Genomic DNA, 15,028 nt, shown 5'->3' on the forward strand with positions numbered 1-15,028 from the left:
GGCGGGGGAGTCAGCATGCGGTTTCGAGTGACGGCGATTGCGCTCCTGGGCATCCTGGTGGCTGCCGCGGTGCTCACCGCCAACGAGCCCGGCCGGATCGCGGCCGCCACCGAGGCACCGGGGAAGACTGTGGCTGCCGCGGTCACCGTCAGTCCTCGCCCCAACATCGTCCTGGTGCTGATGGACGACTTCTCCCTCGACCTGCTGCAGACCATGCGCTCCGCCGAGTCGATGCGTCGCGACGGTGCTTCGTATGACGCGGCGTTCGTGGTCGACTCGCTGTGCTGCGTGTCGCGCTCCAGCCTGATGACGGGTCAGTACCCGCACCAGACCGGGGTCCTGACGAACACCGCGAACCTGCCCAACCCCTACGGACCGATCGGCGGGTTCGACGCGTTCGAGGCCCACGGCAACCCCGACCGCTCCGTCAACCTCCAGCTCCAGCAGAGCGGCTACACCACCGGCTTCGTCGGGAAGTACCTGAATGCCTACGAGCCGCGCGACGGGCTGGTGCCCGAGCTGATGCCGGGATGGGACGAGTTCGACGTGCTGTTCGGCTCGGCCTACGACGGCTGGGGCTTCGTCCAGTCACACGTCGAGGACGGCCGGCTGCGCCTCGTCGACCACCCGATTCCGTCCTCCGCGGCGACGCCCGAGGAGAAGGACGCGGCGTACGCCGGCACGGTGACCAGCGACCTGGCCCTCGACTTCCTACGACGCCACCGCGACGACGAGAAGCCGTTCTACCTCGAGGTGGCGCCGTACGGCCCGCACAGCCGGACCAACCCCGACACCCCGTGGCCCGGCGAACCCCTCTTCCCGCCGGCGATGCAGGACCGGCCCGGTGTGGTCGAGCCCGGCGGCAACTGCGGGCAGGTGGCCTGCTCCGACCTCGACCTCGACGACCTGTCCGGCCACGGCGACGACCAGGCCGACAACCGTCCGGTCAGGGAGGACGGCACCCCGGCACCGGCATGGAAGCCGCAGAAGACCGCGCTGACGGACGGCGCCGCCGTGGTCGACCTGCGCAACCGGGCCCGCATGGTGCAGTCGATCGACCGGATGGTGGAGCAGGTCCTCGCCGAGGTCGACGCCGACACGTTCGTGGTGCTCACCTCCGACAACGGATTCCACCTCGGTCAGCACGACCTCGAGCGTGGCAAGGGAGCGCCGTACGCCTCGGACTCCCACGTGCCGCTGCTGGTGGTCGGTCCCGGCGTCGAGCCGGGCCTGCGCACGCAGGTGGTCAACAACATCGACCTCGCCGCGACCTTCGAGGACCTGGCGGGGCTGCAGCCCGCGCCCTGGCGCTCCGGCACCTCCTTCGCCGCCAGCCTCGACGACCCGACAGCGCGGGGCAATCGCTTCGCGTTCCTCGAGCACACCTATGCGCCCTCGCTCGGCGCGGATCCGGATCGGGCCTACGCGGGCGGCACGATCGACATCATCCCGTCCTACGTGGCGGTGCGCAGCCGGGATGCGCTGCTGGTGCGTCTCGACCTGGATCCGGACTGGGAGGCCACCGACTTCGCGTGGGAGTTCTACGACTACCGCGACGCGGCCTTCGAGCGCACCAACAGCTTTGCCGACCCGGCCAAGCGCGACCAGGTGCGCCGACTGCAGCGTCGGCTGGAACGTTTCGCGACCTGCCACGAGAAGGCGGGCACGACCGTTGCCACGAGGTGCCGGGCGCTGACCCACTAGATTTCAGGGCGTGACCGACGCGCGAGTGGTGGTGGTCGACCACCACGACTCCTACACCTGGAACCTCGTGCACCTGGTGGCGCAGGTCGCAGGCGTGCTGCCGGAGGTGGTGCAGCACGACGCCACCACGGCCGACCACCTGCTCGGGTTCAGCCACGTCGTGCTCTCGCCCGGGCCGGGGCACCCGGCTGACCCGGTCGACTTCTCGGTGGGCAACGACGTGCTGCTCGCCGGGACTACACCCGTGCTGGGCGTCTGCCTCGGCATGCAGGGCCTGGTCACGGCGTACGGCGGAACGGTCGCGCGCATCGCCCCGGCGCACGGCGACGTGGCACTGGTCCGGCACCAGCGAGACTCGGTCTTCGCCGACCTGCCGAGTCCCTTCGAGGCGGTGCGCTACCACTCGCTCGCCGCCACCGAGATCCCCGGCGCCCTGCGGGTGACCGCGGTCTGCGACGGCGAGCCGGGCCAGCCTGACGTGGTGATGGGCGTCCGCCACCGCACCCTGCCGCTGCACGGCGTGCAGTTCCACCCCGAGTCGATCCTCAGCCGGCACGGAGCCGACCTGGTCCGCACCTTCCTGGAGAGCCCATGACGGATCCAGTGGCCCACTTCGAGGAGATCGCCGCCAGTCACGACCGGTGCTTCTGGCTCGACGGAGGCGGGTCGCGGCCGTGGTCCGGCCGTCGGTCGATCCTCGGCTGGTTGGAGGGCGACGACGTCTCGCTCACCTACGATGCAGGAACGGGCGAGGTGACCCGGCACCGCGGCGGCAGGACCGAGGTGGTCGGTGACGACATCTTCGCCGTCCTCGAGGCCGAGTCCGCAGGTGACGGCGCCGACGTGCACTGGGTGGGCCACTTCGGCTACGCCAGCCGGTCGGACCTTCCGGCCGCGATCGACCCGACGGACCCGATGCCCACCGCGGTCTGGATGCGGACCCGCAACGTGCGGATCTTCGAGCACGAGGTGAATGGTCCCGCGGACCCGGCGGAGTGGTCCCGACCGCCGGGGACGATGGTGCCGGAGGTCCCCGCGGCGCCGGTGCCGGAGGTCGTGGTTCCGGCGGAGTACCGGAACGAGTTCGAGCGCGTGCAGGAGGAGCTGCGTGCCGGCAACTCCTACGAGGTGAACCTCACCTACCGCCTCGCCGTGCGGAGCGGGCTGGACCCGGTGACGGCGTACCTGCGCCTGCGCGAGCTCAACCCCGCGCCGTACGCCGGGTTCCTGCAGCACCACGGCACCTGGCTGCTCAGCTCGTCACCCGAGCGCTACGCCACCATCGACCGGCACCGGATGATCGAGGCGAAGCCGATCAAGGGCACCACTCCTCGCGGTGCGACGCCCGAGGAGGACGAGCGCCAGCGCAGGCACCTGGCCGCAGATCCGAAGTTCCGTGCCGAGAACCTGATGATCGTCGACCTGCTGCGCAACGACCTCGCGACGGTCTGCGCGCCCGGCACCGTCGACGTGCCGGTGCTGATGGACGTCGAGTCCTACGCGTCCGTGCACCAGCTCGTCTCGACGGTGCGCGGTCGCCTGCGCGACGACCTGGGCACGATCGCCGCCCTGCGGGCGCTGTTCCCGGCGGGATCGATGACCGGCGCGCCGAAGCTGCGCACGATGGAGATCATCCAGGACGTCGAGGCCACCGCACGCGGGGTGTACGCCGGGGCGTTCGGCTGGATCTCCGGCGACGGACGGGCCGACCTCGGGGTGGTCATCCGCAGCATGACCACCGCCGGCGACCAGATCTGGAGACTCGGCACCGGCGGTGGCATCACGGTTCGTTCCGACGTCGAGGAGGAGTACGCCGAGTCCCGGTGGAAGGCGGAGCGGCTGCGTCGGGTCCTTGACTGAGCAGTCCTGCTACTCGAGCAGCTGGCCCTTCTCGCCCAGCGTGACGTCGAACTTCTCCTCGGCGCCGTCACGGATGACGGTGATCGAGACCTGGTCGCCGGGGCGGTAGTTCAGCGCGGTGGTGACCAGGCCCAGGCCCTCCGCGACGGGGTAGTCGTCGATGTGCACGACCACGTCGCCGACCTCGAGACCGGCCTGCTCGGCCGGGCTGTCGGAGGTGAACTCGTCGACCCGGGCTCCCTGCGCCACACCGGACTGGCGGGCGTCGCCGGGGATGACGCCGAGCCAGGCATGGGTGGGCTCCTCGCCGTTCCTCAGCTGCTCGACGATCGGCTCGAGCACGTTGATCGGGATCGCGAAGCCGATGCCGATGGAGCCGAGGTCCCCGGTTCCACCGGACGAGTCCGACGCCATCCGGTTGCTGGAGTTCATCCCGACCAGCTCGCCCTTGATGTTGACCAGGGCGCCACCGGAGTTGCCGGGGTTGATCGCGGCGTCGGTCTGCAGGGCCGGGTAGATCATCGCCTCCTGCGAGGCGTCCATCCCGGGCAGCTGCATCGGCCGGTTGACCGTGCTGATGATGCCCGCGGTGACGGTGGACTCGAGGCCGTAGGGCGAGCCCAGGGCGACCACGGCCTGGCCCACGTGGAGGTTCTCGGCAGCGCCGAACTCCATGGGGGTCAGACCGGAGACGTCGTCGGCCCTGATCACGGCGATGTCGAGGTCGGGGTCGGTGCCGACTACCTCGGCCGTGGTGCTGGTGCCGTCGTCGAAGTAGACGTCGAGCTCTCCGTCGATACCGTCGAACGCGACGTGGTAGTTGGTCAGGATCATCCCGTCGTCGCTGATGACGATGCCCGACCCGGTGGAGCCGGAGCTGCTGCCGAACGCCTCGATCTTGACCACGGACGGCAGCGACTTGTCGGCGACCGTCTGCACGGAGACCAGGTCCTGCAGGTTCACGCCGCCGATGTCGATCTGGCCGGCATCGACCGTGGCGTCGCCGCCGCCTCCACCCGAGGTCTCGTCCTGCAGCCAGCCACCGCCGAAGCCGGCGCCTGCGCCGAGGACGACCGCGCCGGCGAGGAGGCCGATGCCACCGAGGCGACTCCTCGAGGACCGGGCGGCACGCTTGTCCGAGCCACCGTGGGCCGGCTGGTCGGAGTACGGCGCCGGTGTCGGCCACTGCGGTCCCGGAGGTGGCGCGTAGGCAGGCTGGCCGTGGGCGGGCTGGCCCGGTCCGGGTTGTCCTGGTGCGTGCTGGCCTGGTGGGTGCTGGCCTCGTGCGGGCTGGCCCTGTGCGGGCGGAGGGAACTGCGGTCCCTGGTGCGCGTGGCCCTGCGGGGCGGCGTACTGCTGGCCCGACCCCTGCTGGCCCGATCCCTGCTGGCTCGGCTGCGCAGCCGGCCGGACGTTGGTCTTCGGGTTGGGCTCCGGGGCGCCGTTCTCGTCGCTCATGGCGCTCATCATGCCGCGGAGGTGACGTGTGCAAACCTCGCGCCCACTAGCATCCAGCGGGTGGAACCGAGGACGCCGCACCGAGCCGGCCATGTGGGAGATGCATCATGACAGCGCGGGATGCCGTGGGACTGCCCGAGCACCTTCCGGACGAGGCGGAGCGCGCCCGGGTGCAGAAGCGGACCCTCACCGTCGTGGTGGCCAGCCAGGTCCTCGGCGGTGCCGGCCTCGCGGCCGGGATCACGGTCGGGGCCCTGCTGGCCGAGGACATGCTCGGGTCGGAAGGCCTCGCCGGCGTCCCGATCGCGCTGTTCACGTTGGGGTCCGCACTGGCGGCGTTCCTGATCGGCCGGTTCAGTCACCGCTGGGGACGACGAGTCGGTCTCGGCGTCGGTTTTGCAGCGGGTGGCCTGGGCGCGATCGGCGTCGTGCTGGCCGCGATCGCGGACAACGTGCCCCTGCTGTTCATCGCACTCTTCGCCTACGGCGCGGGGTCGGCGACCAACCTGCAGGCGCGGTACGCCGGCACGGACCTGGCGGAGCGCGGCAAGCGGGGCAACGCGATCAGCATCGCCCTGGTCTCCACGACGCTCGGGGCGGTGGCCGGCCCCAACCTGGTCGAGCCGCTCGGCGAGCTGGCGACTGCCTTGGGCATCCCGGCGCTGGCCGGTCCCTTCCTGCTGGCCGCAGCTGCCTACCTGGCGGCCGGCGCGGTGCTGCTGCTGATGCTCCGTCCCGACCCCTACCTGCTGGCACGTTCCATCACGGCGGCGGAGGAGGCCAGCCTCGATCCCGGTCGGCCCGTCGTCGCCGTCCCGCGGCCGGGAGTCGGTGCCTACGTGGGTGCCACGGTGATGGTGCTGACCCAGGTCGCGATGGTCGCGATCATGACCATGACTCCGGTCCACATGCGTGCCCACCACCACGAGCTGGGCGCCGTCGGGTTGGTCATCGGGCTGCACATCGCCGGCATGTACCTGCCCTCGCTGGTCACCGGCATGCTGGTCGACAGGCTCGGCCGCACGCCGATGGCGATCGCCTCCGGCATCACCCTGCTGGCGGCGGGCATCGTCGCCGCGTTCGCCCCGGGTGACTCTCTGGGCATGCTGGTCCTCGCGCTGGTCCTGCTCGGCGTGGGCTGGAACTTCGGGCTCATCTCGGGCACGGCGCTTGTCGTCGACGCCACCGTGCCGCAGAACCGACCCCGCACCCAGGGCACCATCGACGTGCTCATCGCGCTCGCCGGCGCCGGCGGTGGAGTGATGTCGGGCATGGTCATGTCCGCCACCAGCTTCCAGACACTCTCCGTGGGCTTCGGGCTCCTCGCCCTGCTGCTGGTGCCGGTCCTGGTGTGGGCGCGCGCCCGGACCCCGTTGACCGAGGGCGGGGCGAGCGTCGCGTAGGCCGGCTCAGACCGGCAGCAGGGTGGTCACCCCGACGGCCAGCCCGGCCAAGTTGGCCACCAGGAAGACGGCCACCCACAACCCGGCAGGCAGGGGCGTGTGCCGGGCCAGCTGGTCTGCGTCGGAGCCGGTACGCCGGCTGCTGCGGCGCTGGCCGATCAGCTCCAGCACCGGCTTCGGAGCGGCCAGCAGCAGCGACCAGGTGATCGCGTAGGCCACAGCCGACTGCCACACGGGGGAGAGGTACCAGGTGATCGCGAAGACCCCGCCCCCGAGGACCAGCAGCACCAGGGCGCCGTACCAGTTCCGGATCTGCACGAACATCAGCACCAGCGCGAGCAGCAGCAGCCACAGCACGGCCAGGCCGTGCCCGGCGGCCAGCAGTGTCGCGGCGCCGAGCCCGACAACGGCCGGCGCCAGGTAGCCGGCAGCCAGCATCGCGACCATGCCCGGACCGCTCGGACGGCCGCGGGAGACGGTCAGCCCGGAGGTGTCGGAGTGCAGGCGGATGCCCGAGAGGCGACGGCCCACCAGCAGCGCCACGAACGCGTGGCCGGCCTCGTGCACGACGGTCACCAGGTGGCGCACCCAGTGCCAGGTCGTGGGGAACAGCACCAGCAGCAGGGCGACGATCGCGATGAACAGCACCAACCCGGGCTCGGGTGGGGTCTGCTCGGCCGTGGCCCGCGACCAGACCTGGCTGGCCGCCTCGGTGAGGTCCACGGATCAGACTCGCTGCAGGGTGCGCCCGGGCAACCGCAGCTCCAGGCAGGCGCCGCCGTCGGGGAGGTTGCTGGCCTCGACCGAGCCGGAGTGCCGGATCGCCGTCTGCCGGACGATCGACAGTCCCAGCCCGGAGCCGGGCATCGCCCGCGACTCCGTCGAGCGATAGAACCGGTCGAAGACGTAGGGCAGGTCCACCTCGGCGATCCCCGGCCCCTCGTCGCAGACGGTGAGCACGCCGTCGACCAGGCGCACCGTGACGGTGCCGTCCGCCGGGCTCCACTTGGCGGCGTTGTCGAGCAGGTTCATCACCGCCCGCTCCAGGGCAGCCGACTCCCCGGTCACCCACCAGTCGTGGGCCTCGACGTCGAAGTCGATGCTCGAGGCCCGGCGACGGACGCGTGAGATGGCACGGTCGAGCACCTCCTTGAGGTCGACCAGCTCGACCTGGTGTGGCGCGTGCTCGTCACGGCCGAGCTCGACCAGGTCACCGATCAGCGTGGTCATCTCCTCGATCTGGGCGCCCACGTCGTCGAGCAGCTCGGCCCGTGCCTCGGCCGGCATGCCACCTGCCTGGTCGGCCTGCAGGAGCAGGTCGAGGTTGGTGCGCAGAGAGGTGAGCGGCGTGCGCAGCTCGTGGCCGGCGTCGCCGACCAGCTGGCGCTGGCGCTCGCGTGAGGCCTCGAGGGCGGCAAGCATCGCGTTGAACCCGGAGGACAGTCGGGCGATCTCGTCGTTGCCCTCGACCTCGATGGGGGTGAGGTCCTCGGTGCGGGCGATCTCCTCGACCACCTCGGTCAGGCGGCGGACCGGACGCAGACCGTTGCGGGCCACGCCCCATCCTGCGACGCCGGCCGCGATCACGCCGGCCGCACCGAAGAGCAGCATCACGATGCCGAGACGACCGAGCACCCGCTCCTGGGAGTCGAGCGACTGGGCGATGACCAGGGCGACACCGCGGTCGCGCGTCGGCACGGCGACGACGCGGTAGCGGGTGTCGCCAGCCTCGATCGTGCGGATCGAGTGGGACGTCGTGCCCCGCACGACCGCGAGCTCCTGGTGGCCCAGGTCGAGGGAGGGGCCACCGTCGATGGACCAGCTGCGGGACGCGGTCACGAACGCGATGCGTACGTCGGCGGCACCGAAGGCCCACGAGGGCACCTTCATCTCCGCGGTCAGCTCCGAGAGGGTCGGGGTCTGCGCGGCGCTCTGCGCACGATCGAGCAGCGAGGCATCGAGACTGGCCTGCATCTGCATCCGCACCGTGAGGTAGGCGCCCAACGCGAGGACCGTCACGGTCAGGCCCACGGCGAAGGTGGTCAGGAGGGTGACTCGACTGGCCAAGGACCTGCGGTAGTGCCACCCCTCGGGGTTGCGGGTCAGGGAATTCAGGGCGAGTCCTTCAGCACGTAGCCGACGCCGCGCACGGTGTGCAGCAGCCGGGGCTCACCCTCGGCCTCGGTCTTGCGCCGCACGTAGCCGACGTAGACCTCGAGCGAGTTGGCGGTGGTGGGGAAGTCGTAGCCCCAGACCTCCTCGAGGATGAACGACCGCTCGAGGACCCGTTTGGGTCGCCGCATGAACATCTCCAGGAGGGCGAACTCCGTGCGGGTGAGCTCGATCGAGCGCTTGCCGCGGCGCACCTCGCGACTGGCCAGGTCCAGCGTCAGGTCGGAGAAGGTCAGCGTCTCGTCGATGAACTCGTCCTGCGGCACGACTCGGCGCAGCAGCGCACGTAGCCGAGCCAGCAGCTCCTGCAGGGCGAACGGCTTGGTGAGGTAGTCGTCGGCGCCGGCGTCGAGGCCGTCGACACGGTCGCCGACGGCGTCACGGGCGGTGAGCACCAGGATCGGCACGTCGTTGCCAGCGGTGCGCAGGGCCTTGGTGGTCTCGATGCCGTCGAGCCGCGGCATCATCACGTCCATCACCACGGCGTCGGGCTTGAGGGTGCCGATGCCGGCCAGCGCCTGGGCGCCGTCCTCGGCCATCGACACCATGAATCCGTTGAACTCCAGCGAACGGCGGAGCGACTCACGAACCGCTCGGTCGTCGTCGACGACGAGGATGTGGGGCTTGGGCGCAGTGGTGCTCACGACACCACTGTGCCAAACCCTCCTGAATCGTGGCTGAGAATGCCCCGAGTCGCCGCGCCGCCAGTCCTCGTTGGTCGAAACCGCCCCGTACGTCGCCCCCGCCGGTGGTTGAGGAGCGAGGAACGAGCGTCTCGAAACCGCCCGTACGTCGCCCCCGCCGGTGGTTGAGGAGCGAGGAACGAGCGTCTCGAAACCGCCCGTACGTCGCCCCCGCCGGTGGTTGAGGAGCGAGGAACGAGCGTCTCGAAACCGCCCGTACGTCGCCCCCGCCGGGCCGAGTTCACACCACCGGCAGTCCACCGGGAAAGATTCTGGAAATAGTTTCTCCGAACCCTGTGGAGAACCCCCTTTTTCGGGGGTTCGGTGTCAGTGCTCGGTGATGCAATGGGGGCATGTTCGAAATCGACGCAGCACTGCACCCCTACGAGGTCTGTGACCTCGGCGGCGCCGTCCTGTTCGACCTCATCTCGGACACCCGCGACACCGAGTTCCGCACCGACCGCCGCAAGGTCAGGTTGGCCTACCAGCTCTGTGTCACCAACCCCGCCGGCCCGGACGTCGACCCCGCGACCTGGGGCGACGGACTGCCCGGCATGGCCGGAGACTTCGACGCCGTGTTGGGTGGCGAGGGCACCCCACTGGTGGCCGCGTTCGTGACCGAGGACCTCGCCGCAGCCACCAGGAAGTCCCGGGAATCTGCGAAGCAGTTCCTCGCCAACACCCTCGACCTGCACCACCGGCTGCCACGAACCCACGCCCGCTTCGAGGACCTCGAGCTGGAGCTGTGGAAAGCCTTCCGCCTCGCCGAGGAAACCCACGACCTCTCCCTGGAGGCAGCCCGGTGGATCGACAACCACCTCCACGAGGGTGGTTCGTACTCGATGGCCGCGATGGCCCGGGCCGTCAAGCACGGCATCGCGAAGTTCCACCCCGACAAGCTCGAGGACGACAACGGGCTCCCCGGCAAGGACGACTGGGACGTCGAGGTCGACCATGACGCGGGGGCTGAGGGCACCAGCACCCTGCACGCCACCGGCGGGTCGTTGGACCTGGCAAAGTTCGAAGGCCTCGTCTGTGATGAGGCGACCACCCTGGGACGCCTCGGCGACACCGACACGTTGGGCCAACGCAAGGCCAAGGCGTTGGGTGTGATCGCCGACCGGCAAGCATCGCTGGATCTGCTGGGGATCCTCGACCAGGACCCGCCGGTCCACCCGGAGACCGGGGAGCCGGTCATCCCGCGCAAGTCCTACCTCAAGGCCCGCCTGTTCGTGCACCTGTCCCTCACGGACCTGGCCACCATGTGCGCCGCCTCCGCGACTGTGCCCGGCGACCTCGTGGAGGGCCCCGACTCAGACACCGAGCAGGGTGAGATCGGGGTGGTGGACACGAACATGTTCGGCCCCGCCACCACCACCCTGATCGCCGGCTACCTGAAGCAGCTCGGAGCCGATGCCCGCCTCACACCGGTGATCGACACCACCAGGCAATGGGCCATCGACGCCCACGACCCGCCGCAGTCGATGCGGGACCAGGTCACCGAACGCGACCCCCACTGCGTGCACCCCTACTGCGGCAGGTCATCGAAGACCTGCGACCTCGACCACATCGTGCCCTATGACGACACCGGACCACCGGGGCAGACGAACCCGGAGAACCTGGCCCCCCTGTGCCGCCGACACCACCTGCTCAAAACCCACGGTGGATGGCGATACCAACGCAACCGCGACGGCACCTATACCTGGACCAACCAGCACGGCCGGACCTGGTTGGTCACCCACACCGGAACAGTCGAACTCACCCAAGAACTCTGAATCGACGTTGGTTGAGGAGGTCGCCCAGCGACCGTCTCGAAACCAACTCCCCGTCAGGGCACCGACACATCAAGCACCGGCCGAACACGTAGCACCACGACAGCAGGCCCACACCGAGGACAAGAACCCGGTGACTGGGCCTACTGCCACGCCCGGTACTGGTCTCGACACAACCGCTCGTGCCTCGCGGTCACTCGACCACCGAACATCAGACCACTGCCACGCCCGGCGCCGGTCTCGATACAACCACTCGTATGCGTCGTGTCGACCATGATGTCGTGGTCCTTGTGCTCGAACACGCGCTGGCAACGGGCGAGGCCGATCGGTCTGTCGCCTCGGGTGCGCTCCCGTAGCTCCAGCTCATCCGCGCGGCCCTGTGACGGCATGACGCCCCAATTCCATGGAGGGGCGGGCGTACAGACATCGGCGCGCCCGAGCGGCAAGCCGTCGAGCGGCCTCAGTAGCGTGCGGCAATCGTGGCCGCGCGGGCGCCGTACCCGCCGCCGAACATGCAGGCGTGCACCAGCAGTGGGAAGACCTGGTGGATGCCGAGGCGGTCCTCCCAGCCGTCGGCCAGCGGGGTGACCTCCTGGTAGGAGTCCATCACCCGGGGCAGGTGAGGCAGCCCGAAGAGCGCCAGCATGGCCAGGTCGACCTCGCGGTGACCGGCGTACGCCGCGGGGTCGATCACGTGCACGTGACCGTCGGTGCCCCACAGCACGTTGCCGTTCCACAGGTCACCGTGCACGCGGGCGGGTGGTTCCTCGGGGAGCAGCTCGGTGAGCCGGCCGACCAAGCCCTCGACGACGCCGGCGTCAGCGGGGCTGATGGCGCCCCGATCGCTGGCCAGCTTCAGGTAGGGCAGCACGCGACGCGTGGCGTAGAACTCCGGCCAGGAGCCGGCGGTGGCGTTGCGCATCGGCAGTCGTCCGATGAAGCCGTCCTTCTCGGCACCGAACTCGTCGACGGTGGCACCGTGCAGTCCGGCCAGGGCGCGACCGAACTCGATGGCGGCGTCGGGAGTCTGCTTCCCGGTCTCGACGAAGGGGATGATCAGGCAGTCGGTGTCGACGGCCAACACCTCGGGCACGGGCACCCCTCCGTCAACGGACAGCCAGGTGAGCCCGCGGGCCTCGGCCTCGAAGAAGCCGACGGGCGGGTGCACGTGGGTCTTCATCAGGGCGTTGCGCCCGTCGGAGAGCTTGAGCCGGGTCGCCATGCAGATGTCGCCGCCCGCGACGGGGGAGGTGGCGACGACCGGGACGTCGAGCAGCTCCTCGGCCTTGCGTGCGGTCGTGGAGTTGCGAGTCATGTGCGCACCACCTCCTGCTCGAGGGCGGCAATGAGACCGTCGGCGCTGCGCTCGACCAGCTCGAGCACGGCGCTGAAGCCGTCGTCACCGCCGTAGTAGGGATCCGGGACGTCACCGTCGCCGGGGGTCGGGTCGAAGTCACGGAAGAGGCGCAGGCGGTCATCGGGAACACCGAGCGCGCGCAGGTCACGGGCGTTGTCGTGGTCCATCGCCACGACCAGGTCGTACGTCGCGGCTGACGCGGCGTCGATCTGCCGCGCCCGGTGGCTGCTCGAGTCGTGGCCGACCGCATCGAGAGTGGCCGCGGACCGGGGATCCATCGGGTTCCCGATGTGCCAGCCGGCCGTGCCGTAGCTGTCGGCCGAGACCAGAGCGTCGAGGCCTGCCTCGTGGAGTCGGTGGTTCACCACCACGTCGGCGATCGGCGATCGGCAGATGTTGCCCAAGCAGACCAGGGCGATGCGATAGGCGCCGGCGGTGCGGGGAGGGGGCAGGCTCATTCAGTCGTCCTCGAGGATCACGGCGTTGATCAGGCTGCCGACCAAGGTGATGATCAAGGCGCCGAAGAACGCGTTCCAGAAGCCGTCGACGTGGAAGCCCACGTCGGCCTTGTCGGCGATCCAGGCAGTCAGCAGGAGCATCGCGGCGTTGATCACCAGCAGGAACAGGCCGATGGTCAGGATGATGAACGGGAACGAGAGGAACTTGACCACCGGCGCGACGAACATCGTCACGATCGTGAGGATCAGGGAGACCAGCGCCACGGGGACGAGCTTGGCCTCCCAGTCGGCTCCCTTGAAGCTGATGCCGTCGAGCATCCACGCGGCCACGGAGAGTGCGACCGCGTTGGTCAGGAGCCAGGCAACGAACTTCACGCGGCCAGCCTACTCAGACCGGGGTTGCCGCCTGTTCCGTGCGGGACTCGTGCGCCCGCGGCCGACAGGGGCGCACCGGAAAGTTAGCCTTCTGCCCGATGAGTGATTTCGGTGGCACCGGCGCGATGCTGCTGGGCGCAGCTGCGTCGGCAGTGGTCTTCGGGCTGCTCGCCCTGGCGCTGCTCCGGCCCCTCGGCTGGGTGTCGGCCTTCTCGATGGCCGGCTTCCTCTGGGCAGTCACCGTGATCGCCCTGGTCACCCTCACCCCGTTGACGGCGGTCGACCTGGCGATTCCGGAGGAGGCGCGCAGCACCACCTGCTCCTTCGACGTCGGGGGACCGGCCCCTGACGGCTTCTGGATCTTCCAGTCCGGGCAACGCACCCTCAACACGGTGTTGTTCATCCCGGCTGGGGCGCTGCTGGTGCTGTCCGTGGCCCGGTGGCGGGCCGGATGGGTGCTCACGCCCTTGGGCCTGGTGGGGCTCGCGGTCTACTCCGCGGTGATCGAGAAGGCCCAGCTCGAGCTGGATCGCATCGACCGGGCCTGCGACGTGACCGACATCGTCGACAACGTCACGGGTGCCGTCTTCGGGGTGGCCCTGGGGCTGGTGCTGATCGTGATCTTCCGGCCGTGGCGCCACAAGCACCGCAAGCGCCAGAGCAGGCAGCCCGGCCGCATGCCCTAGCCTGACCGGCATGACCGAGCAGACCACCCCCCAGCCGCGTGCCAACGTCGGGAAGATCCCCGCCTACGTTCCCGGCAAGCCTCCCGTCCCGCGAGCAGGTCTCACGACCTACAAGCTGAGCTCGAACGAGAACCCCTACCCGCCGCTGTCCGGCGTGGTCGAGGCGGCGATGGGCGTGGTCGGCCAGATGAACCGCTACCCCGACATGGGCTGCACCGATCTCTATGCGGCGCTCGCCGAGCACTTCGACGTACCCGTCGAGGACCTGTCCGCGGCGACCGGTTCGGTCGCGCTGATCTACCAGATCCTGCAGGCCTTCTGCGATCCCGGCGACGAGGTCGTCTACGCGTGGCGCTCGTTCGAGGCCTACCCGATCGCGGTGACCGCGGCCGCGGCCACGTCCGTGCAGGTGCCGGTCACCGCGACCGGGGAGCACGACCTCGACGCGATGGCCGAGGCGATCACCGACCGCACCAAGGTCGTCATCGTCTGCACCCCGAACAACCCCACCGGCCCGGCGGTCACCCAGACCGCGTTGCTCGGGTTCCTGGCCAAGGTGCCGTCGCACGTGCTGGTGATCCTCGACGAGGCGTACGTCGAGTTCGTCCGCATGGACGACGCCGTCGACGGGCTGGCGGTCTACCGCGAGCACGCCAACGTGGTCGTCACCCGCACCTTCTCCAAGGCCTACGGGTTGGCCAACTTCCGGGTCGGGTACGCCGTTGCGCGAGCGCCGCTGGCCGGTGCCCTCCGCGCCGTCTCGCTGCCGTTCGGGGTCTCGGGTGTCGCGCAGGCCGCAGCCATCGCGTCGTTGCAGGCCGAGGAGCACCTGCTGGCCCGGGTCGAGTCGCTGGTGGCCGAGCGCAAGCGCGTCGTCGACGGCGTCCGCGCGGCCGGGTGGGACATCCCCGACGCGCAGGGCAACTTCATCTGGTTCGCCCTCGGCGACCGGACTGCGGACTTCGCGGCCGCCGCCGACGAGGTCGGCATCGTCGTGCGTCCGTTCGCGGGCGAGGGCGCGCGGGTGTCGATCGGCGAGCCGGAGGCCAATGACCGACTCATCGACCTGGCCGGCAGCTTCCGGCGCTGAGCGGTCTCGA

The 15,028-nt window shown here is 70.2% G+C and carries 15 protein-coding genes; 7 read left to right on the forward strand and 8 right to left on the reverse strand.

Annotated elements, in window-relative coordinates; all coding sequences use genetic code 11:
- Positions 1 to 15 precede the first annotated feature (15 nt).
- From ncot_RS00800 to pabB, 3 genes are read left to right on the forward strand one after another with little or no spacing between them, the layout of a single operon-like run.
- The gene (locus tag ncot_RS00800; RefSeq protein WP_168615888.1) at positions 16 to 1,704 is read left to right on the forward strand and encodes a sulfatase-like hydrolase/transferase; all 1,689 of its coding nucleotides are present in this window, start codon (positions 16 to 18) and stop codon (positions 1,702 to 1,704) included.
- A 10-nt stretch (positions 1,705 to 1,714) separates the two neighbouring features.
- The gene (locus ncot_RS00805) at positions 1,715 to 2,299 is read left to right on the forward strand and encodes an aminodeoxychorismate/anthranilate synthase component II (RefSeq protein WP_168615889.1); all 585 of its coding nucleotides are present in this window, start codon (positions 1,715 to 1,717) and stop codon (positions 2,297 to 2,299) included.
- Complete coding sequence (gene pabB / locus ncot_RS00810; RefSeq protein ID WP_168615890.1) at positions 2,296 to 3,564, forward strand: aminodeoxychorismate synthase component I; 1,269 nt, start codon at positions 2,296 to 2,298, stop codon at positions 3,562 to 3,564. The genes ncot_RS00805 and pabB overlap by 4 nt, the downstream gene beginning before the upstream one ends.
- 9 nt (positions 3,565 to 3,573) lie before the next feature.
- Here the strand turns inward: pabB and ncot_RS00815 are convergent, their stop codons facing one another.
- On the reverse strand, positions 3,574 to 5,022 hold the full coding sequence (locus ncot_RS00815) for a trypsin-like peptidase domain-containing protein (RefSeq protein ID WP_168615891.1): 1,449 nt from the start codon (positions 5,020 to 5,022) through the stop codon (positions 3,574 to 3,576).
- A 107-nt stretch (positions 5,023 to 5,129) separates the two neighbouring features.
- Between ncot_RS00815 and ncot_RS00820 the strand changes: the two genes are divergently transcribed.
- Positions 5,130 to 6,425 carry an MFS transporter gene (locus ncot_RS00820; protein WP_168615892.1) on the forward strand — a complete coding sequence of 432 codons (1,296 nt, stop codon included), beginning with the start codon at positions 5,130 to 5,132 and terminating at the stop codon, positions 6,423 to 6,425.
- A gap of 6 nt (positions 6,426 to 6,431) precedes the next feature.
- Here the strand turns inward: ncot_RS00820 and ncot_RS00825 are convergent, their stop codons facing one another.
- The 3 genes from ncot_RS00825 to ncot_RS00835 are packed head-to-tail and all read right to left on the reverse strand — an operon-like array spanning position 6,432 to position 9,241.
- Entirely contained in the window at positions 6,432 to 7,148 is a 717-nt protein-coding gene (locus tag ncot_RS00825; RefSeq protein WP_168615893.1) for a M50 family metallopeptidase, read from the reverse strand.
- A 3-nt stretch (positions 7,149 to 7,151) separates the two neighbouring features.
- Positions 7,152 to 8,492, reverse strand: a complete 1,341-nt coding sequence (locus ncot_RS00830) for a HAMP domain-containing sensor histidine kinase (RefSeq protein WP_240938006.1) — start codon at positions 8,490 to 8,492, stop codon at positions 7,152 to 7,154.
- Positions 8,493 to 8,536: 44 nt separating this feature from the next.
- A complete protein-coding gene (locus tag ncot_RS00835) occupies positions 8,537 to 9,241 on the reverse strand; it encodes a response regulator transcription factor (protein WP_240938007.1) in 705 nt (234 codons plus the stop codon).
- A gap of 392 nt (positions 9,242 to 9,633) precedes the next feature.
- Here ncot_RS00835 and ncot_RS00840 point away from each other — a divergent pair, with 392 nt between their 5' ends.
- Positions 9,634 to 11,055, forward strand: coding sequence for an HNH endonuclease signature motif containing protein (locus tag ncot_RS00840; protein ID WP_168615894.1), 1,422 nt, complete (start codon positions 9,634 to 9,636; stop codon positions 11,053 to 11,055).
- A gap of 140 nt (positions 11,056 to 11,195) precedes the next feature.
- On the opposite strand, the gene ncot_RS00845 is transcribed toward ncot_RS00840, so the two are convergent.
- The 4 genes from ncot_RS00845 to ncot_RS00860 form a co-directional block, all read right to left on the reverse strand.
- Positions 11,196 to 11,441 carry a hypothetical protein gene (locus ncot_RS00845; RefSeq protein WP_168615895.1) on the reverse strand — a complete coding sequence of 82 codons (246 nt, stop codon included), beginning with the start codon at positions 11,439 to 11,441 and terminating at the stop codon, positions 11,196 to 11,198.
- A gap of 71 nt (positions 11,442 to 11,512) precedes the next feature.
- On the reverse strand, positions 11,513 to 12,367 hold the full coding sequence (locus tag ncot_RS00850; RefSeq protein WP_168615896.1) for a fructosamine kinase family protein: 855 nt from the start codon (positions 12,365 to 12,367) through the stop codon (positions 11,513 to 11,515).
- Positions 12,364 to 12,867, reverse strand: a complete 504-nt coding sequence (locus ncot_RS00855; RefSeq protein WP_168615897.1) for a low molecular weight protein-tyrosine-phosphatase — start codon at positions 12,865 to 12,867, stop codon at positions 12,364 to 12,366. Before ncot_RS00855 ends, ncot_RS00850 begins: the two co-directional genes overlap by 4 nt.
- Positions 12,868 to 13,242: a phage holin family protein gene (locus ncot_RS00860; protein ID WP_168615898.1), complete on the reverse strand. Its 375-nt coding sequence runs from the start codon at positions 13,240 to 13,242 to the stop codon at positions 12,868 to 12,870. It lies immediately after the preceding gene.
- A gap of 98 nt (positions 13,243 to 13,340) precedes the next feature.
- Here ncot_RS00860 and ncot_RS00865 point away from each other — a divergent pair, with 98 nt between their 5' ends.
- Both ncot_RS00865 and hisC read left to right on the forward strand, forming a co-directional pair.
- The gene (locus ncot_RS00865) at positions 13,341 to 13,928 is read left to right on the forward strand and encodes a VanZ family protein (protein WP_168615899.1); all 588 of its coding nucleotides are present in this window, start codon (positions 13,341 to 13,343) and stop codon (positions 13,926 to 13,928) included.
- Positions 13,929 to 13,938: 10 nt separating this feature from the next.
- On the forward strand, positions 13,939 to 15,018 hold the full coding sequence (gene hisC / locus ncot_RS00870) for a histidinol-phosphate transaminase (protein ID WP_168615900.1): 1,080 nt from the start codon (positions 13,939 to 13,941) through the stop codon (positions 15,016 to 15,018).
- Positions 15,019 to 15,028: the final 10 nt, after the last annotated feature.

This window comes from Nocardioides sp. JQ2195, assembly GCF_012272695.1.
Taxonomy (GTDB): domain Bacteria; phylum Actinomycetota; class Actinomycetes; order Propionibacteriales; family Nocardioidaceae; genus Nocardioides.